This window comes from Arthrobacter sp. MYb214 (genome assembly GCF_002979865.1).
Lineage (GTDB): Bacteria > Actinomycetota > Actinomycetes > Actinomycetales > Micrococcaceae > Glutamicibacter.
In genome coordinates, this window is record NZ_PCPZ01000003.1 from 167572 (window position 1) to 186253 (window position 18682).

General features: G+C 62.6%; 15 protein-coding genes. 4 read left to right on the plus strand and 11 right to left on the minus strand.

Annotated features, from left to right (window positions below):
• The first annotated feature begins 103 nt into the window (after nt 1-103).
• Nucleotides 104-829, plus strand: a complete 726-nt coding sequence (locus tag CQ012_RS09550; RefSeq protein ID WP_105662022.1) for a GntR family transcriptional regulator — start codon at nt 104-106, stop codon at nt 827-829.
• On the opposite strand, the gene CQ012_RS09555 is transcribed toward CQ012_RS09550, so the two are convergent.
• From CQ012_RS09555 to CQ012_RS09565, 3 genes are all read right to left on the minus strand, one after another.
• Nucleotides 826-1044, minus strand: a complete 219-nt coding sequence (locus CQ012_RS09555) for a hypothetical protein (RefSeq protein ID WP_219844362.1) — start codon at nt 1042-1044, stop codon at nt 826-828. The genes CQ012_RS09550 and CQ012_RS09555 overlap by 4 nt on opposite strands.
• Before the next feature lie 18 nt (nt 1045-1062).
• Nucleotides 1063-2424 carry a TRAP transporter large permease subunit gene (locus tag CQ012_RS09560; protein ID WP_286134630.1) on the minus strand — a complete coding sequence of 454 codons (1362 nt, stop codon included), beginning with the start codon at nt 2422-2424 and terminating at the stop codon, nt 1063-1065.
• A 345-nt stretch (nt 2425-2769) separates the two neighbouring features.
• The gene (locus tag CQ012_RS09565; RefSeq protein ID WP_105662025.1) at nt 2770-3546 is read right to left on the minus strand and encodes a hypothetical protein; all 777 of its coding nucleotides are present in this window, start codon (nt 3544-3546) and stop codon (nt 2770-2772) included.
• 205 nt (nt 3547-3751) lie between these two features.
• Here CQ012_RS09565 and CQ012_RS09570 point away from each other — a divergent pair, with 205 nt between their 5' ends.
• Nucleotides 3752-5809, plus strand: a complete 2058-nt coding sequence (locus tag CQ012_RS09570; protein ID WP_105662026.1) for a S9 family peptidase — start codon at nt 3752-3754, stop codon at nt 5807-5809.
• A gap of 31 nt (nt 5810-5840) precedes the next feature.
• On the opposite strand, the gene CQ012_RS09575 is transcribed toward CQ012_RS09570, so the two are convergent.
• From CQ012_RS09575 to CQ012_RS09600, 6 genes are all read right to left on the minus strand, one after another.
• Nucleotides 5841-8417 (minus strand): hypothetical protein, encoded by a 2577-nt coding sequence (locus CQ012_RS09575; protein ID WP_105662027.1) that lies wholly within the window; start codon nt 8415-8417, stop codon nt 5841-5843.
• Nucleotides 8417-9916 carry a hypothetical protein gene (locus CQ012_RS09580; protein ID WP_105656219.1) on the minus strand — a complete coding sequence of 500 codons (1500 nt, stop codon included), beginning with the start codon at nt 9914-9916 and terminating at the stop codon, nt 8417-8419. The genes CQ012_RS09575 and CQ012_RS09580 overlap by 1 nt, the downstream gene beginning before the upstream one ends.
• A 136-nt stretch (nt 9917-10052) precedes the next feature.
• Nucleotides 10053-11468: a dihydrolipoamide acetyltransferase family protein gene (locus tag CQ012_RS09585; RefSeq protein ID WP_105656218.1), complete on the minus strand. Its 1416-nt coding sequence runs from the start codon at nt 11466-11468 to the stop codon at nt 10053-10055.
• A gap of 20 nt (nt 11469-11488) precedes the next feature.
• Nucleotides 11489-12466: an alpha-ketoacid dehydrogenase subunit beta gene (locus tag CQ012_RS09590; RefSeq protein WP_105656217.1), complete on the minus strand. Its 978-nt coding sequence runs from the start codon at nt 12464-12466 to the stop codon at nt 11489-11491.
• Entirely contained in the window at nt 12467-13609 is a 1143-nt protein-coding gene (pdhA, locus tag CQ012_RS09595; RefSeq protein WP_105656216.1) for a pyruvate dehydrogenase (acetyl-transferring) E1 component subunit alpha, read from the minus strand.
• A 127-nt stretch (nt 13610-13736) separates the two neighbouring features.
• The gene (locus CQ012_RS09600) at nt 13737-14846 is read right to left on the minus strand and encodes a histidinol-phosphate transaminase (RefSeq protein WP_105656215.1); all 1110 of its coding nucleotides are present in this window, start codon (nt 14844-14846) and stop codon (nt 13737-13739) included.
• A gap of 82 nt (nt 14847-14928) precedes the next feature.
• Here CQ012_RS09600 and CQ012_RS09605 point away from each other — a divergent pair, with 82 nt between their 5' ends.
• Nucleotides 14929-15315: a phage holin family protein gene (locus CQ012_RS09605; RefSeq protein WP_105656214.1), complete on the plus strand. Its 387-nt coding sequence runs from the start codon at nt 14929-14931 to the stop codon at nt 15313-15315.
• Between the two features lie 182 nt (nt 15316-15497).
• On the opposite strand, the gene CQ012_RS09610 is transcribed toward CQ012_RS09605, so the two are convergent.
• Entirely contained in the window at nt 15498-16847 is a 1350-nt protein-coding gene (locus CQ012_RS09610; protein ID WP_105656213.1) for a hypothetical protein, read from the minus strand.
• A gap of 2 nt (nt 16848-16849) precedes the next feature.
• Nucleotides 16850-17281 (minus strand): hypothetical protein, encoded by a 432-nt coding sequence (locus tag CQ012_RS09615; RefSeq protein WP_105662028.1) that lies wholly within the window; start codon nt 17279-17281, stop codon nt 16850-16852.
• Here CQ012_RS09615 and purB point away from each other — a divergent pair.
• Nucleotides 17262-18671, plus strand: a complete 1410-nt coding sequence (gene purB / locus CQ012_RS09620; RefSeq protein WP_105662029.1) for an adenylosuccinate lyase — start codon at nt 17262-17264, stop codon at nt 18669-18671. The genes CQ012_RS09615 and purB overlap by 20 nt on opposite strands.
• Nucleotides 18672-18682 lie beyond the last annotated feature (11 nt).

Genomic DNA, 18682 nt, shown 5'->3' on the forward strand with positions numbered 1-18682 from the left:
TCGCCTCTCGTTGATTCGTCTCATCAGAGTAACATGTTACACACTGTTTAGTTTCTTGATTACGTGAAAACTCCGCAGTCGATTTCAATGAGAGAATCAGTTCATGACCTCCGATCCCCAAGTCCCCGCCCAACATGGGCGCACATTGACCGAACAAGTGATGGACTACGTCCGTTCAGCTGTCATTTCTGGGGAATTGAAGACCGACACCCTCTACAGCGTGTACCAGCTGGCTGATCGATTGAAGATCTCCCGGTCACCGGTGCGCGATGGCCTGTTGCGTCTGGAAGAAGCCGGCTTGATTGAATTTGCGCGGAATCGCGGCTTCCGCATCATTCCGACCCAGCCAAAAGATGTCGCAGAAATTTTCTCGCTACGGCTGGCTCTGGAGGTTCCTGCCGCGTTCCGAGCCGCGCAGGCCTGCACCCCGCAAATCGCAGCGCAGCTAAATGAGATCGTTGGCGGTCTGTCCCGTTGCGCCGAAGCCGAACTGACCGAAGAGTTCTTCGATCTGGACCAGCAGCTGCACGACTTCATCCTTGAAGTCGCGCAATCGAACCGCGGCCGCAACATCGTGAACCGCCTTCGTGTCGCAACGCGGCTGCTGGGCGTTTCCACCGCAGGCAAGCAGCGCACGCTGAGCGACATCATGGTCGAGCATGAACCGATTATCACCGCAATCTCCAGTGGCAACGCCCCGGCAGCGGCCCTGGCGATGCGCCAGCACCTGGTCGCGACAGGAAAGCTTTTGCTCGCACAAGCAGTTCAGGGCCAAGGTTTGGACCTTGACCCTGAAAACTTGTGGACAGAACTGACAGCTGGCTACTAGTCCTGCTCGTCTTCCTTGTATTCCTTTGAATACTGCAGCACGAAGGCACACAGAGCGCACGCTGTCGCGAAACTGAATGTCCACGGGTACAGGACCTGCTTTGCGCCGCTGACCAGGTCGCCATTCAGCGACAGCACACCTGCCAGCTGCGTGCCGACGATTGCCGTGCCGCCGATCATGAACAGCGCCAAGAAGATCAGAAACAGAATTTTCATGAGTCGCATGTTTATCTCCTACGAAATCGGAATCGGCAGCCAGCCCATGCCGACAAGCCAGGCAATGGCGATCATTGGCAGCACGAAGTAGCCCAGCAATGGCATGAACATCTTGGTTGGATTGGTTTCGGCGAAGCCGGCAGCCAAATAGATCGGCGCTCCGACCGGTGGCGAAGAACCCTCGGTCGAGGTGCACAACAGCACTGTCACCACGGCGATGACTGGGTCGATACCCACGCTGGTCAGCGCCATCACTGCCGGTGCACCCACGGCCGCGGCGGTTGCCGTCGAGGACAGCGGGGTGGCTACGACCACAGCCATGACACAGACGATTGCGACAATCGCCGCCTTTGGCATATCCAGTGAACCCAGGAAATCTGAAAGCTGCGGCCCGACGCCCAGGGCCTCCATGATGTTCGATGCGCTCAGCGCCGCGAAGAGTGAAACACCAACAGTGGCGAACTGCGGCAGCTCGCGATTCAAGATCACCTTGAACTTCGAATCCGGTGCGAAGATCCGCTTTCGCCCCTCGATCAATGCGATCGCCGAAATCAGAATCGGAACCCAAACGATGATCGAGATCGATCCCATCGAGTCCTTGCCCACCAATTCCGGACGGGATAGGAATTCAAACAGCGGGCCGAAGGTCAGCGCGACGGGGATCGCGATACCCAGGAAGATCAGCAGCGAGCGCCAGCCTTCGCGCAATGCTTGCCCCAGCGTCGCCATGCCATCGCGATTCGCTACGGGAATGCCGTCGGCACGAGCCCAAGTGAACACCAGGATCATGCGGTAGAGCACGCAATAAGCGCCGCCAATGGCCAGTGCAACATATACGTCGCCAGCGGAAATTCCAGCGGCAGCCGGCATGGCCAAGAGGATGAACATGGTGCTGTTCGGCGGGAGCGCGACGCCCAAGCCGGAGTTTCCTGCTACCAGCGTTGCAGCGCGGTTGGAAGACCAGCCGTTTTCCTTCATCCACGGAATGGTTACCGAGCCGACCGTCGCCGTGTTGCCTGCGGTTGACCCCGCCACCAGTCCGATTGCGGCCGAGCCGAGGGTCGAGACGTAGGCCGATCCGCCACGAACGCGCCCGAACATCGAGTTCAGGATATGGATCAGGCGCTCGATCAGGCCTGTCGCCGAGACGATCACTCCCATGAACACAAAGGCCATGCCCGCGAAGGTCACGTCTGATTGGAAGCCGTCTATCACTGCTGCGCTCAACAAGTTCAGCGCATCCGCGCCGCCGACCAGTGAACAAGCTATCAGCGCCAGTACCAGCGCCTCTGAAATACGCCGTTTCAGTACGACGTTAACTATGACTGTCACGGCGATGAATACGCCAAGTGCCAGCACGCCCATGTGTGCACCTTTCACGTTATGACTTTGTGTGCCTACACACAGTAGCATGTTACAGGCCACACAATGTGACATGAGAGTCTTTTTGGGCTTTGGTTACACCGCACAGACGGCACAGCCAAGCCTGCTTTTCGCGGCCACCGGGGTTTCCAACGCACCCTGCATCTTCGCCACTCAGCGGCAATTTCTCCTGCCCGCTTCGATGGTCTTCAGCATCTGCAGCCCTTCCGCACCCTTGCGTGGAACACAGCACACTCGCTACCAATTCTGGGCGCGGAATGCAGCTTCTTGAGGCGTGAAGAAAGGCAACAGAAGCCAGCGCGATCGTCTGATTTCTGTTGCCTTCCCTATGTTCTGGTTGGGCTAGCCGACGGCAGGTTCCACGCTGAGCAGGATGTCGCGCACCAACGCGTATTGCTCGGTGCCCAGGAACTGCTGCGCTTGCTGCTTGGTCGGGTCGTCAGGAACACCATGGTCTTCCAGATAATCCTCTTCAACCCACATCATCGGCGACTGCTCGCCGATCCTGAAGAAGTTCAGGTCCGGGTTCTCATCGCGCTTGCCGAGCTCTTCGTCATCGATCAGGGCAATGTCGAATCCTGAATCCTTCTCCCCATCTTCCTGGTCCGTCGATTCCCAGAACTCGGCAATCAGGCTCGTCGGGCGGAATCCGGTATCCGCTCCGGGATTTTCAAGTTCCTTGCGATCCAGCAGCTCCCGTTCATACAGCGCCGTGTCTCCATCCGGAGAGGTTGCCGTGGTGGGGATCAGGGTCAGCACGTGCTTGCCTTGCGCGTCCTTGATCTCCCATTCATCCCATTCGGTGCACTCGCCGTCGCAGTCGTCCCCGGTGGCAGTCCACTGCTCAGGGGTAAAGACGCGGATGCCGTGCACTTCATGCACTTGGCTCAGCTCTGGCGCCGCCGAGCTTGGCGCATCCGCGCTTGCGGTACTTTGCGTTGGGCTGGATTCGGGGCTGGAAGCGGTCGGCGCGCTGGCGCTTGCCGATGGAGACGTTCCGCTGGGTGCTGCGCTCTGGCTTTCGGCCGGTTCCGGCTCGGCTCCCTGGCAGGCAGCCAGCATCAGCGCTGCCGCGCACATCATCGGGAGCGCGCCTAGACGGGTTCTGGCACGGTTCATCTTTTCCAACTCCTTGATCGATCATCCGGTCATGCAGCTGACATCGCGAGCTCCCCCATGGAACCCATCCTCCATGGCCTTGCAGGTTTTTCCAATAGCTGCAGCATCACGCCTTAGTTGCAAGTTGTCCCGGTCGTGCTCCCGATGCCAGGTAATTTTCGATTTCCGGTAGTGCCCAGCCGCGAACAGTGGCAAGATATGTGAAGTGGAACACTCTAAGCATTCATTTCATAATTTAGATTCATTTATCGGCCTGGGCCGCCTCGGCGGCCTGGCGCTCTCCCCCGACGGCACCAAGCTCGTCACCACCCTCAGCGAGCTTTCCGAGGACGGGACGAAATACGAAAGCGCCCTTTGGTCGCTGGATCCCAAAGGCGAAGAACCAGCACGCAGGCTGACGTTCGGCGAGCACGGCGAATCGCAACCGCAGTTCACCGCCAACGGCGACCTGCTCTTCGTGGCCAAGCGCTCGTCGAAGGAAGACGCCAAGGCCGAAGGCTGGATCCTTCCGGTAGCAGGAGGCGAAGCCCGCTCGGTGATTTCCCACCCTGCCGGGGTGCAGTCCTTGCGGATCTGCCAGCAGTCCCCGCAGACCGTCGTGCTGCGCACCTCGGCCTTCTCCCGTGCCAAGGATCTGGAGGCCGAAGCGGCACTGCGCACCGGCCGCAAGGACAAGAAGGTCTCGGCGATCCTGCACACCGGCTATCCGGTACGCTACTGGGACGAAGATCTGGGACCGGCCACCCCGCACTACTACACCGGGTCCCTGCCCGGCCTGCAGGACGCCACCAGTACCCAGCTCACCGACCTCACCCCGGGTGTCGGTGCGAATCTGGAGGATACGTCCTACGACGTTGCTTCCAATGGCAGTTTCCTGGTCACCGAATGGCAAGTTCCCGAAGGCCGGGCCTCCTCGGCCCCTGGATTGATGCGCATCGACCTGCACACCGGCGCCCACGAAATGCTGCTGGCCCCCGACGACACGTACGAATATACGCTGGGCAAGATCAGCCCGGATTCAACCCAGCTGGCCTACGCCCGCTGGGAGCGTTCCACCGCCGATACCGCCCCGGTCTTCGAGTTGTGGCTGATGGATCTGGCCGACGGCGCCACCCACCGGATCGCCGCCGGCTGGGACCGCTGGGTCAATGACCTGCAGTGGGTTCCCAACGGGCGCTCGCTGCTGCTGACCGCCGATGACAACGGCCACGCCCCGGTCTTCCATCTGAGCCTGTACAACGACAAGATCACCCGGCTCACCGATGACGGCGCGTTCACCGATCTGGCCATCCGCAGCGACTCGCGTACCGCCTACGCGCTGCGTTCCAGCTACCTGTACCCGGCCGAACCGGTAGCCATCGACCTGGCGCATACCGGCGATCTGGAGCCGGGCGAATTCGCGGCCTTGACCGAACTGCGCTCCCCGGTGTCCCGTCCGGCCCTGCCCGGAACGCTCACCGAGGTGACGACCACCGCCGAAGACGGGTCGAGCATCCGCGCCTGGCTGGCCCTGCCCGCCACCGCTTCTGCCGCCGACAAGGCGCCGCTGCTGCTGTGGATCCATGGCGGGCCGCTGGGCTCGTGGAATGCCTGGAGCTGGCGCTGGAGCCCATGGCTGCTGGTGGCCCAGGGCTATGCCGTGCTACTGCCGGATCCGGCCCTGTCCACCGGCTACGGCCAGGAGTTCATCCAGCGCGGCTGGGGCCGCTGGGGCCAAGAACCGTATACGGACCTGCTGGCCATCACCGATGCCGCCGAGGCGCGGCCGGACATCGATGAAACCCGCACCGCCGCCATGGGCGGCTCCTTCGGCGGCTACATGGCCAACTGGGTGGCTGGGCACACCGACCGCTTCAAGGCCATCGTCACCCATGCCAGCCTGTGGGCGCTGGAAGGCTTCGGCAAGACCACCGACGCCGCGTTCTACTGGACCCGCGAGATGAGCCCCGAAATGCGCGAGCAGAACTCGCCGCATCATTCGGTGGGCAGCATCGTCACCCCGATGCTGGTCATCCACGGCGACAAGGACTACCGGGTGCCCATCGGCGAGGGCCTGCGCCTGTGGTACGAGCTGCTGGCCGATTCGGGGCTGCCCCAGAAGGAAGACGGCAGCACCGAGCACCAGTTCCTGTACTTCCCGGATGAGAACCACTGGGTGCTGTCCCCGCAGCACGCCAAGATCTGGTACCAGGTTGTCACCGAGTTCCTCTCCCAGAAGGTGCTGGGCAACGCGCCGCAGGAACTGCCCGAGCTGCTGGGCTAGAACCGCGCAGTGCCGGACTGCCGGGGCGGAGTCATTTCTGTCCCGGCAGTTCCACTGGCGCTGGAGCATCTCCCCCGGCACCGCGGCTGGCCAGCACCAGCGCCTTGGCCCGCCGCGCCACGTCGGCATCGCGTTCGCCCAGCAGCGCTACCAGCCGGGCCAGATGCGCCGCGCGCTGGGCATAGCCGGCGGCAAGGCGCTGGCCCAGGGTCATCGAGGATAACTCCTGGGCTTCGCGCCAAGCCATCATCAAGGCCCGCTCGAACAATCGCTGCCCTGCCTCGTCCGCATTCCCGGCCGCGGTCGCGCCGAGCACGGCCACCGCATTGATCTGCGAATCCTCCAGGCCCATGGCCAGCTGATCCAGCTGCCGGCGTGATTGCTGCACCGACCGCGAACCGCGGGAGAACCGGGTCAGCTGCGTGCTGGCCCCGAGCAGGTACTGGATCACCTGGAGAACGTTGATTACCGTGAAGAACAGCATGAACACGAGCATCCAGTACAGCAAGGTGGTGTTGTAGTCCGGCTGCTCGTACCCGGCTTGCTTGAGCACCACGGCGAAGTCCTCGGCCGCGCTGGCCGCTTCCATCGCCGGATAGTTCGACTCGTAGATGCTTCCGTGCTCCCACCCGCCGGTCGTTCCCCACGAGGCGGTACCGCTGATGACCGCACCGGAAATCAGCCCTGGCATGATGCCCTTGCCCTCGTCCGTGATCAGCAGCGGAATGATCGTCAAGTCCTCGGGCAGCTCCCCGTTGGCAGGATCAGCGCGATCGGAGTATTCGTCCTTGATCCGCAAGATCGCCGCGCGCACGCTCTCGGGCGTCGAATCACGGTATTCCGAGCCGTCGAAGTGCTTGAGTTCCAGGTAGGCTTCGGCATCGCGCACCGCAACCAGGATCTGCTGCGGGGTGTCGAAGTCCTCTTCCATGTACCGGCGGATCTCGGCCTCGTCAACCAGCTGGCCCTGGTCATCGATTTCAAGTTCCATTCCCCGGCCGGACCCCTCATGGGTGCGTTCGGGTTCGTTGGCTATCGAGGAGACAATGAGCCCCGCGGCGATCAGGCTGCCCACCAGCAGGGCCGCAAGCAGTCCAGACTTCCACGCCCGGCGCAGCTTCGGCGGTTCATCGCCAGCTGCCTTGCGGGTGCTGGCGAGCCGGGCCAGCATGCGCTGCCAGCCAGCAGGTTCGCCCGATGTCCCTCCGGCAGCCTGGTCGGTCTGCAGCGTGTCGCCGAGAATCCCGCGGGCCAGCGAGTTCGCCGTGGCGATCTGCGCCAGCGCACCCTGCTTGGATACCGGCGGCAAGCCCAGGCTGGAGCGCAGCTCATTGTGCTGGGCGCCGATCTGGGGCACCGGCTGCTGCAGGCCCCGCGGATACCGGCGCAGCCGGGCAGCGATCTTCCCGGCGAGCTTCGCCAGCCGCCGTTCGGCCTCGGCCCAGCGCTCGATGGCGGTGCGCTGGCTGGTATCGCCATGGGCGGCATTGAGCAGTTCGCCGAGGGCACTGCGGAAATCCGCCAGGTCCTTGCCGGCCACCATGGTGCCCGGAGCGGTGTCCAGCCGGATCAGCAGCGCCGTGGCCGCATCGTTGATCGGGCTGCTGAGCTTGTCGAAGGTGGATCCGGTGCCAGCCAGGTGCGCATGCACCGAGCCGGCGCCCATCAGCGAGTCGGCCAGTTCCGTCAGCTTGCGCGTGTCGGCCTCGAAGGCCGCCAGCTGCTGCCCGGTGCTCTGTTCCAGGCATTCAGCCCGGGTGAACAGCGAGCGCACCAAGGGCGCTTCGCGGCGGGCGGCATCCAGGGACAGGGATTCGAGCTGCCGCCACGCCTTGGTGAAGCCGGCAGGACGGCGCGATTGGTCGGTGGCCTGGTAGGTGGCTTCCAGTGCTTCGAGGTCCAGGAGCACGCGGGCCAGCTTGCGCTGCGCCGCGGCCAGCCGCCTGTGGCGCGATGCCCACCTCGAGCGGAAGCGCAGGGCGCTGGCCAGGAATGCGGCGGTGAGCATGGCGCTCGCACCCACGGCCGCGAACCAGAAGATCGCCGAGCTGCTGGGCGAATCGTCCAGCAGCACGGCGGCAGTATGCGCGGCGGCCGCCGCCGCCTTGGGCCCATGGCCTACCGAAACGTTCTTGGTGAAGGCGTGCTCGATGTCGAAGCGCAGGTCGGTATGCGCGTCGTCGGATGCTGCAAGGCTGCGGTCCAGGCCCACCCCGGCGAAGCGCTGTTCGGCGTCGCTTAGCCCGGGATCCCTGTTCTCCATCCTGGTCGAGACGATGATCTGGTTTTCCGGCACCTGCCCGCGCAGCAGTTCATCACCCGTGAGCCAGCGGTCGGTGATGACCAGTTCCAGCGGGGCCGTGGCACGCACCGGGTGCCGGGCCATCTCGGCGTCCACCGTCTGCTGGGTGATGTTGAAGCCGTTATCGCCGCGGACCACCACCTGGACCTCGTAGGGGTCCGGGACGTTGGCTGCCTGCACGGCCAGCACCGCGCGCACGCCCAGCGCGGTGGTCACCAGCGCCATGATGATGGCGGCGATGGCAGTCCAATGGTACGGGCGGTGCAGGCGCCGCCCGGTGGAATCATGCATCAAGCGGGCCGGCATCAGCGGGTCCCGCTTCCTGGCGCGAAATTCCGGAGCACTGTGATGGGATCGTCCTCCAGCGGATCGGTTTTCCGCTGCGCGCCCTCCATTGATTCGCCCAGGCCGTGGGGAATCTTCAGCCTCGCCTGGCGGGCTTGGGCCAGTCCATCGTGCAACACGCCATCGAGTTCGTCGCGCAGTTCCCACAGCCTGTCCAGGATCCCCGGGGCCGTATCCGCGCCGGTACTCCTGCAGCTCAGGCGGGTGTGCAGCAGCTGCAGCTCATCGGTATGCGTGATGATCACGGTGCGCGCGGCCTGCGCGCAAGCCAGTTGCCCGGCACCGGGAAGATCGAGGAACAGCGCCAGGTCCTCCAGCCGTGCACGGTGGTATGCGAAAGTCCGGTTCCAGGATTCGCGAGAATCCCGTGGCCGTCCTGCGAAGTCGTGGGCCAGCTGGACCGCGCCGCGCAGCAGCGAGAGTTCGCGTTCGCGGCGGCGCAGATCTGCCAGCTGCTTTTCGGAGACCTGCTGCGACTGCAGGGAATCCGGGGCCGTGTCCAATGCGCGCAAGGCACCTTGCTGGGAGCCGGCCCGTTGCCTTTCAAGTTCTGCCATCACCTGCGCCAAGCGGCTCTCCCCCGCCAGGCCGGGATCGGGCACCGGATGGCGGTTCAGGTAAATGCTTGCCCGCTGGATCCGTGATTCGAGCAGCTCGGCCTGCTTGTTGCGATCGGCGGCGGCTGCCTGCCGGGCCTTGCGGCGCTTGGCACGCCAGGCCCATGCGAGCAGGAACGCAAGGGTCGCGGCCAGCGCGCCCACGGCGATCACCTTGGCCAGTGTCCGGTCCGGCGGTGCCTGCAGCTGCTGCGTGGTGGCCAGCGCGACGGCGGTGATCCCCGCGGTGTAATCCCCGGCGGCGAACTCTCCCTGACCTGCCTCCAGGATCCGCTGCTGGCTTCCCGGTGCGGTTTCGCGCACGTCGCGCCCGGGATCCACGGCGATTTCCACCGGATCCCCGGCTTCCTGGGGAAGCATCACGCCGATGGCGATCCAGCCTTCCCCGACATAGCCCAGGGTCTTTCCGTTCTCCAGCCAGTCATCGCTCAGCGCGTCGCTGTCGCCGAACATCAGCATCCCGCGCACCAGCTGCCCGGCTCCCTTGAGGTTGTTCGGTTCCTGGTCCACCCCGAGCAGGATCTTCGCATCCTGTTCGCCCACGGCCTGCCGGACCTGGTCCATGATCCGTTCCGAATCCACCTCATCGAGTGCCGCATCGGTGACTGCCAGGTAGAAGTTGCCTTCCTGCGAGGTCACCGACGGGATGAGGACGGTGCCTTCATCTGCGGAGTCATCGTCGGGCGTCGCCGAGGGGTAGACCGGAGCCGTGGCCTCTGGCTGAGTTGGATCCGCGGCTGCCTGCGCCGGCACAACGCCCAGTCCCAGGCCCAGGGCTGCGAACAGGCCCGCGAGCAGCAGCTTGCCGGGGTACTTCAGGTCGGTGCAACACGTGCGGTTCATGGGAACAACTGTATCAACAGGGGTTTGAATAACCCTGCTCAAGGAACATTTCGAACCGCAGGGACGACACCGCCCCGCGCAGATCCCCGAAAGGTTCTGCGCGGGGCGGTGGGCTGCCTCGCTGGCCCGGGAGCCCTTAGTCCAGCAGCATCGCCGGTTCCTGCAGGATCGACGCCACGTCGGCCATGAAGCGGGCCGAGAGGTCGCCATCAACCACGCGGTGGTCGAAGGAGCCGCCCAGGGTGGTGATCCAGCGCGGGACCACTTCGCCGTCGATGACCCATGGCTTGTGGCGGATCGTGCCGAAGGCAACGATGGCTACTTCGCCCGGGTTGATGATCGGGGTGCCGGTGTCGATGCCCAGCGCGCCGATGTTGGTGATGCTCAGCGAGCCATCGCGCATGTCCTCGGGACGGGTCTTGCCGGCACGCGCGGTGGTGGCCAGATCGTTCAGGGCGATGGCCAGTTCCTTCATGTTCAGGTTCTGGGCGTCCTTGATATTCGGCACCAGCAGGCCGCGCGGGGTGGCTGCGGCGATGCCCAGGTTCATGAAGCGCTTCTGGTGGATCTCGGCGCCGTTTGCGGTTTCCACCCAGCTGGCGTTCACCGAAGGGTTGCGGGCCGCCGCCCAGATCACGGCACGGGCCAGCACCAGCAGCGGCGAGACCTTGATGCCCTCGAAGTCGCGGGACTTCTTCAGGCGCTGCACGTATTCCATGGTTCGGCTGGCATCCACATCCACGAAGATCGAGACATGCGGTGCGGTGAAGGCCGAGTCGACCATGGCCTTGGCGGTGGCTTTGCGCACGCCGCGCACCGGGGTGCGTTCCACGCGGGCATCGGCCAGCTGGCCGTGGGCCCAATAGGTTGGCGCCGCTGCATGCTCGGCTTCGCGCTGGGCCTGGTAGCTATTGACGTCTTCGCGGGTGATCTCGCCCTGGTTGCCGGTGCCCACCACGTCGTTGATGTCGATGCCCAGCTCCTTGGCCAGCCGGCGTACCGGCGGCTTGGCCAGCACGCGGTCCACGAAGCTCGCCACCGCAGGCTTACGGCGGTCGACTTCGCGGGTCACCGCGGTACCCAGGGACTGCGCGCGGCGCGAGATGGTCTCGGCCAAGGCGGAGCCGGAGGCGCGCACCGCTGCGGTTCGCGCACCGGCCGTCGAAGGAGCGGGGCGGGTGGTGCGTGCCCGGCGCACCGAGGCATCAGCGGTGGGGCCCGATCCGACCAGCGGGCCGGGTTCCTCCGAGGCCTGCGGTGCGGCGGTGCTCAGGGCTTCGGCTGCTTCGGGCACGCCGGTTGGAGGTGCCGCGTTGCCTTCTTCATCGATGGTGATCAGCGGGTTGTCCACGAGTACGGTATCGCCCTCGGCCGCGTGCAATGCGGTGACCACCCCGGCGAAGGGGCAAGGCAGCTCGACCAGCGACTTCGCGGTTTCGATTTCCACGAAAATCTGGTTGACCTCAACGGTGTCGCCCACCTTGACCTTCCAGGAGGCGATATCCGCTTCGGTCAGGCCTTCGCCCACATCGGGGAGATTAAAGACTGTCATTACTACTCCTTGGATTCCGCTTAGTAAGCGAAAGACCGGTCGAGGGCTTCAAGCAACTTGTCGATGTCCGGCAGGTACTGGGACTCCACCTTGGAAATCGGGTAAGGCATGTGGAATCCGCCCACGCGCAGCACTGGGGCTTCCAGCGAGAGGAAGGCGCGCTCGGTGATGCGGGCCGCGATTTCGCCGCCCAGGCCGCCGAAGGTCGGCGCTTCGTGGGTGACAATCAGCCGGCCGGTCTTCTGCACCGATTCGGTAATGGTGTCGAAATCGATCGGCGACAGCGAGCGCAGGTCGATGACCTCGATGGACCGGCCATCTTCCAGCGCGGCATCAGCGGCAGCCAGGGCGATCGGCACCAGCGGGCCGTAGGCGACGATGGTCGCGTCAGTGCCCGGGCGGACCACCTGCGCCTTGAAGGCATCCAGCGCCGGGGTTTCGGTATCGACCTCGCCCTTGAGCCAGTAGCGGCGCTTGGGCTCGAAGAAGATCACCGGGTCCTGGCAGCTGGCTGCCTGCTGGATCATCCAGTAGGCGTCATGCGCGTTGGACGGGGTGATGATGCGCAGGCCCGCGGTGTGGGCGAACAGCGCCTCCGGGGATTCGGAGTGGTGCTCGATGGAGCCGATGCCGCCGCCGTAGGGAATGCGGATGACTACAGGTGTGGTCAGACGCCCCTCGGAGCGGGCGTGCATCTTGGCCAGCTGGGTGGTGATCTGGCTGAAAGCAGGGAAGACGAAGCCGTCGAACTGGATTTCCACCAGCGGGCTGAAACCGCGCAGGGCCATGCCCACGGCGGTGCCGACGATGCCGGCCTCGCCCAGCGGCGAGTCGATGACGCGGTGCTCGCCATACTTGTCGATCAGCCCGTCGGTGATGCGGTAGACGCCACCGAGGCGCCCGATGTCCTCGCCCATCAGCAGGGACTTGCCATCGGATTCCAGCACCTTGTCCAGGCCGCTGGTAATGGCCTTGGCCAGGGTCATTGTGGTGGTCATTTAGTGCTCTCCCTCAGCCGCATCGGCGAATCCTGCTTCGTATTCCAGATGCCAGGCCAGTTCTTCCTGGATCAGTGGATGCGCTTCGGCGTAGACCTGCTCGAAGGACTTGGCCAGCGGCGGGACAGGGAAGGCCATGGCGTCTTCGCGGACCTTGGCAGCCATCGCATCAGCGTCGGCGGCCAGCTGCTCGAAGTAGGCGTCGTCAACCAGGTTGTTCTCGCGCAGGTAGGTTTCCAGGCGGATCAGCGGGTCCTTCGGGGCCCACTGGGCCTCTTCTTCGCTCATGCGGTATTTGGTTGGATCATCGGCGGTGGTGTGCGCGCCGAGGCGGTAGGTGACGGCCTCAATGAGGACCGGGCCCTTGCCGCTGCGTGCGTGTTCCAGCGCCCAGCGGGTGACCGCCAGAACGGCCAGCACGTCGTTGCCATCCACGCGCACTCCCGGCATGCCGTAGCCTGCGGCGCGGTTGACCAGCGGCACCTTGGACTGGACCTCGAAAGGAACGGAAATCGCCCACTGGTTGTTCTGGCAGAAGTAGACCACCGGTGCGTTGAAGGAGCTGGCGAAGACCATGGACTCATGGGTTTCGCCCTCGGTGGAGGAGCCATCGCCGAAGTAGGCGACTACGGCGTTGCCCTCCTTGGCGCGACGGGCTTCATCCCAGCCGCGCTGTTCCATGTTCAAAGCCATTGCGTAGCCGGCGGCATGCGGCATCTGCGCGGCAAGCACCATGGTGTACATGTGGAAGTTGTTTTCCCGGGGATCCCAGCCGCCTCCGGAGATGCCGCGGAACAGGCGCAGCATTTCGGAGAAGGACACATCGCGGGTCAGTGCCACGCCGTGCTCGCGGTAGGTGGGGAAGATGTAGTCGCTTCGGCGGGTGGCACGGCCGGAACCGATCTGCGCCGCTTCCTGCCCGCGCAGCGGGACCCAGAGGCACAACTGGCCCTGGCGCTGCAATGCTGTGGCCTCTTGGTCGAATCGACGGGTCAATGCCATGTCGCGGTAGAAGCCGCGAAGCATGTCATCATCAACGTCACCCAGATACGCATCGTACGTTCCATGGGACTGACGCTGGCCGTCCGGAGTCAGGATCTGAATCAGATCCGGCTCCGTCGCCTCGGTCGCAGCACGCGTCATTTATCATCCTTCGGTCATAAATATGCCCCACACGGAATACATTCCGCATGGGACATATACGGCTTGTCTAATTTCTAAGCCTATAGGCACTGACCGCTAAAACGCGAGAAATCAGCACCAGTTGCCCCTATGCCAGGTCTAGTGATTCCTTGCACAGATCAATAAAACGATCGTTTGCTTCAACTTCGCCGATGGAGACGCGCACTCCTTCGTTCGAGAAGCCGCGCACCGACAGCGCCACGGCGTTTGCCCCCTCGACGAACTCATCGGTCTTTTCGCCCAGCGGAAGCCAGACGAAGTTCGCCTGGGTGGAAGGAATCTTCCAGCCCTGCCCGGCCAGGGCCGAGGCAACTCGTTCGCGTTCCATGACCAAGCCCTCAACGCGCTCAAGCACCTGGTCGATGTGGGCCAGCGAAGCGACCGCGGCATCCTCGGCCACGCTGGAGACGGCAAACGGGGTGGCCACTACGCGGATGTTATCGGTGATCTCCGGGTGGGCCACCGAGTAGCCCACCCTGAGATTCGCCAGGCCGTGAGCCTTCGAGAAAGTGCGCAGGAGAACCACATTTTCGTTCTCGTTGTAGGTATGGATGCCATCCACCGATTTCTCGTCGCGGACGAACTCGGTGTAGGCCTCATCCAGGACAACCAGCACGTTCTTCGGAACCCGTGCCAGGAAGTCATCGACTTCGGCCTGGCTGAGTACCGGACCGGTGGGGTTATTCGGTGTGCACAGCAAGATGACTGAAGTGTTCTCGTTCACCGCTGCGATCATGGATTCCAGATCGTGGCGCCCGTCTTCCAGCAACGGGATTTCAACGGGCAGCGCACCGGCAGTCTGTACGAGGATTGGGTAGGCCTCGAAGGAACGCCACGCATAGATGACTTCATCCTGGATGCCGTCTTCGTTCTGGCCCGCGAAGGCGTTCAGGATCTGCACCAACGCGCCAAGGGAACCGGCCCCGGTCACGATGTCTTCCGCAGGAACGTCCAAGTACTCGGAAAGTGCTTCGCGCAGCTTGGTCGATAGCGGATCAGGGTAGCGATTCAGGCTGGACTGCTCCACGACCGCCCGATGCACAGCGTCCAAGGGACCGAAGGGAATTTCATTCGATGACAGCTTGTAAGCTCTCGCACCTTCAATAGGGGCAGGCGGCTTGCCCGCAGAGTATTTGGGCAAACGTGCAACTACAGAGCGTGGCTGCACCTGATCTTGGGTCACCGGGTTCTCAGTCATACCTCAAAGCCTAGCCCTCACTAAGGGTTTAGCGATATCTGCGGTTCATCCTAATCCCAGATTTCTATGCCAAAGTTAAGGCATGAGCTTTCTGATTCGAGTCATCGTCAATGCGCTTGCCCTCGCCGCCGCCGTCTGGATTGTGCCCGGCCTCAAGATCGTCGCGGCCGGCGAAGGTGCAGTAAGCACGGTCATCGCCTATTTGGCGGTTGGCGCAATCTTCGGATTGGTCAACGCCTTGGTCCGTCCGATCGTCAAGCTGTTCTCCTTGCCAATCACCTGCCTCACCTTGGGCTTGTTCACCATCGTGATTAACGCCCTGATGCTCCTGCTGACTTCATGGCTGACGACCTTCACCCCGATTGAACTGGTCATCGAGCAGTTCTGGTGGGATGCCATCGCCGGCACGATTATCATCTCCATCGTCTCTGCGGTCCTCGGATTGTTCGTCAAGAGCGAGAACGAGTAAGCGGTATTCGACGCAGTACAAGAAGAGGACGGCATCCGACAGGTGCCGTCCTCTTTCGTTAATACCCTATTCGCCGGCCCCGATCAGCGTCCCATCTTCTGCCCTGATCCACAGCACCATTCATCAGCACGGTGATACCCGGTGATGCTGATCCGGCCGGCTGGTTGCAGTTCTTGAGCGCTTTAGTGGCGTGGTGCCATGTGCTTGAGCCGCTCCTTGTCTTCTTCCTTCAGGGGCGGACGTTCTTTTTGCTTGCGCTCCAGCTTGAACATGCGGATTTTCAGCGGGGATTCGGGAAGGTAGAACTGCTTCAGATGCTCTCTGATTTCCAGTTTCGGGTCCTCATCGAGTTCCAGGAGGTGGTCACCGTAATTCTTGAGGTGATGCGACGGGCCAAAGAGCCCGTCTTCGGGCAAGATGTCCTGCATGTGCTCGCGCGGACCTGGGAAAGTGGTGGTGTAGTGCTCGCCCTTGCGGGGATTGGGTCCGCCATCGGTGCCGGGCACCATATCTTTTCGGTCTTCTACGGATAGGCTGCGGACATCCTTTGGCAGATCAATAGTGCCGATGGGAGAACCAAGGGTCAGCACCTTGTTCAGCTTGTACTTGCGCTTCAAGAACTTGTTCTTCGTCAGCTGGGCTACGTGAATGCCTCCTTGCGAGTAGCCGGAAAGGATTACTTCATCGCCCTCTTTCGCTCCGCTGAGCCTTAATGCTTCATCGAGCGGTTCCACAAAATTCTCGGATTCCACCCCGAAGCCGTCAGCGATGCCTTCCGGGCCAAAAGGCGAAGGAACTTCGGCGTCATCCTGCGTCCCCGGAAAGAGCGCGATATAAGTATCATCGTCAGCTTCGACGATCATGATCTTTCCGTTGTTCTCCGTGCCTTCGCCCTCCAGCTTTTCGTGCAGCTGGAAATAGCTTCTCATCTTGCCATCCAGTTCAACCGTCTGAGCTGGATCTTGCCCTGCGAGCTCTATTTCGGTATTCCGGTTTGACCCCAGCAGCCGCATAATCCGCGACAGCGACTTGGCGGTACCTTCGATTTGCTCGGTCAAGGTCATATTCGGCGCCAAGGGCCAGTGCGGGATGTAGGACATCAGCAAGCGCAAAAAGGTCTCCATGCTTTCCCTCGGCGGACGCCAGCCGTTATCGCGGGACTTGGATATGAAGTCCCCGACCAGTACCGCGCTGGTGCTTACGAGCATCATCCGTTCAACTGCGGCTTCGGCAACCTCATAATTCCGCATGGCCGCAGAGACCTTTCCGGTAAGTTCGAACGCTGTGATTTCGCCTTCCCTGGCCTGCTGATAGCTGTCTCTGATCAAATCGCCTAGATGCCCGATGCCATAGCCCCTGGCTTCAATGCCTGCCGCCATGCACTGCAGATTCAGGTCCCCCTGGCAACTGTCCGCAGCCTGCGCGGCCCTGAGTAATGCGTCGGATATGCCATTGATGTCGCGAGCAACCCGCTGGCAGATTTCCCCTGCCTGGGCGTAATCCGGCTCGTTGTAATTGACTTCATATCCCATGGCTACGAGGCCATTCTCTGGTTCATGATTTGCGCTTCGAGGTTTTGGATCTCACGCATGGCAACCCCCAAGTACTCTTCAGCGTTGTTCAGCTCGCCATTGAGCATTTCCAGTCGCTGGCTCAGCTCCTCAACATTGTCTAGAAACGCCTTGCCAGCCTTTGAATTCCAAGTCAATGCCCGGATTGAACCCAACTGTGCGATGGCGAACTTAGTGGTTTTCTGGGCGTCATCGAGCTGACTTGCCACCGTCAGCAGCGTCGCTTGAAACATCATTTCCCTGCTCCGCATCCTTGAGAATTTGTCCACCATCATGGACAGCAACAATGGGGCACCAGCACGTTTGGCGACCGGTTGTGGAAACAGCGGTGAAGTAAAAGATGTGATGTAGCGCCGAGGATGGAAGAATATGAGTATGGCTGAGATTGCGCGCACTTCCCTTGCTAATGAACCACTGGCTTTGACTGCCCTCGACGGACGCTACCGCAGCGCCGTGGCACCGCTGGTCGACTACCTTTCCGAAGCGGCTTTGAACCGCGATCGCGTTCACGTTGAAGTTGAATGGCTGATCCACTTGACCGATAACTCCGTTCTTCCAGGCACCTCCCCGCTTTCTGCGGAACAGAAGGCAGCACTGCGCAAGATCGTCACCGATTTCAACGCTGATTCCGTGAAGGAACTGGCAGAGATCGAAGCTGTCACCGTTCACGATGTGAAAGCTGTCGAGTACTACATCGCCAACCGCCTGGAAGCGATCGGCATTGGCAACCTCAAGCCGCTGGTGCATTTCGGCTGCACCTCTGAAGACATCAACAACCTGTCCTACGCTCTGGGCGTCCAGGGCGGCGTGCAGCAGGTATGGCTGCCGGCAGCCCGCGACCTGGTGGCACAGCTGGCCAAGATGGCCGAGGACTCCCGCGACGTGCCGATGCTCTCGCGCACGCACGGCCAGCCAGCCACCCCAACCACCCTGGGCAAGGAACTGGCAGTTCTGGCGTGGCGCCTGACCCGCCAGCTGGATCGCGTCGAGAAGACCGAGTACCTGGGCAAGATCAACGGCGCTACCGGCACCTATGCTGCCCACTACGCTTCGGTCCCGACCGCTGACTGGCAGCAGATTTCCAAGGACTTCGTTGAGCATCTGGGCCTAGTTTGGAACCCGCTGACCACCCAGATCGAATCCCACGACTGGCAGGCAGAGGTCTACGCAGACATTGCACGCTTCAACAGCATCCTGCACAACCTGTGCACCGATGTCTGGAGCTACATCTCCATCGGCTACTTCGCGCAGATCCCAGTGGCCGGCGCCACCGGATCCTCGACCATGCCGCACAAGGTCAACCCGATCCGCTTCGAGAACGCAGAAGCCAACCTGGAGATCTCCAACGGCCTGCTGAACACCCTCGGTTCCACCCTGGTCACCAGCCGCTGGCAGCGCGACCTGACCGATTCCTCCTCGCAGCGCAACATCGGTACCGCCATCGGCCACTCGGTGCTGGCGATCTCCAACGTTGCCAAGGGCTTGGATCGCCTGTCTGTCGCCGAAGCCGTGCTGGCTGACGACCTGGACCACAACTGGGAGGTTCTCGCAGAGGCCATCCAGATGGTCATGCGCGCCGAGGCTATCGCCGGTGTCGAGGGCATGGACAACCCCTACGAACGACTGAAGGACCTGACCCGCGGCCACCGCGTGGATGCAGCCCGCCTGAAGGAATTCGTTGGCGAACTGGGCCTGTCGGCTGAAGCCGAAACCCGCCTGCAGTCGCTGACCCCGGGCAGCTACAACGGCATCGCTTCGCAGCTGGTTGACCACCTGAAGAAATGACGTCCATTTAG

What these genes read in the sequence shown, in the direction of transcription:
- CQ012_RS09550 (WP_105662022.1), top strand. Translation starts at nt 104, where the DNA reads ATGACCTCCGATCCCCAAGTCCCCGCCCAACATGGGCGCACATTGACC.
- CQ012_RS09555 (WP_219844362.1), bottom strand. Translation starts at nt 1,044, where the DNA reads ATGAAAATTCTGTTTCTGATCTTCTTGGCGCTGTTCATGATCGGCGGC.
- CQ012_RS09565 (WP_105662025.1), bottom strand. Translation starts at nt 3,546, where the DNA reads ATGAACCGTGCCAGAACCCGTCTAGGCGCGCTCCCGATGATGTGCGCG.
- CQ012_RS09575 (WP_105662027.1), bottom strand. Translation starts at nt 8,417, where the DNA reads ATGCCGGCCCGCTTGATGCATGATTCCACCGGGCGGCGCCTGCACCGC.
- CQ012_RS09580 (WP_105656219.1), bottom strand. Translation starts at nt 9,916, where the DNA reads ATGAACCGCACGTGTTGCACCGACCTGAAGTACCCCGGCAAGCTGCTG.
- CQ012_RS09585 (WP_105656218.1), bottom strand. Translation starts at nt 11,468, where the DNA reads ATGACAGTCTTTAATCTCCCCGATGTGGGCGAAGGCCTGACCGAAGCG.
- CQ012_RS09590 (WP_105656217.1), bottom strand. Translation starts at nt 12,466, where the DNA reads ATGACCACCACAATGACCCTGGCCAAGGCCATTACCAGCGGCCTGGAC.
- pdhA (WP_105656216.1), bottom strand. Translation starts at nt 13,609, where the DNA reads ATGACGCGTGCTGCGACCGAGGCGACGGAGCCGGATCTGATTCAGATC.
- CQ012_RS09600 (WP_105656215.1), bottom strand. Translation starts at nt 14,846, where the DNA reads ATGACTGAGAACCCGGTGACCCAAGATCAGGTGCAGCCACGCTCTGTA.
- CQ012_RS09605 (WP_105656214.1), top strand. Translation starts at nt 14,929, where the DNA reads ATGAGCTTTCTGATTCGAGTCATCGTCAATGCGCTTGCCCTCGCCGCC.
- CQ012_RS09610 (WP_105656213.1), bottom strand. Translation starts at nt 16,847, where the DNA reads ATGGGATATGAAGTCAATTACAACGAGCCGGATTACGCCCAGGCAGGG.
- purB (WP_105662029.1), top strand. Translation starts at nt 17,262, where the DNA reads ATGGCTGAGATTGCGCGCACTTCCCTTGCTAATGAACCACTGGCTTTG.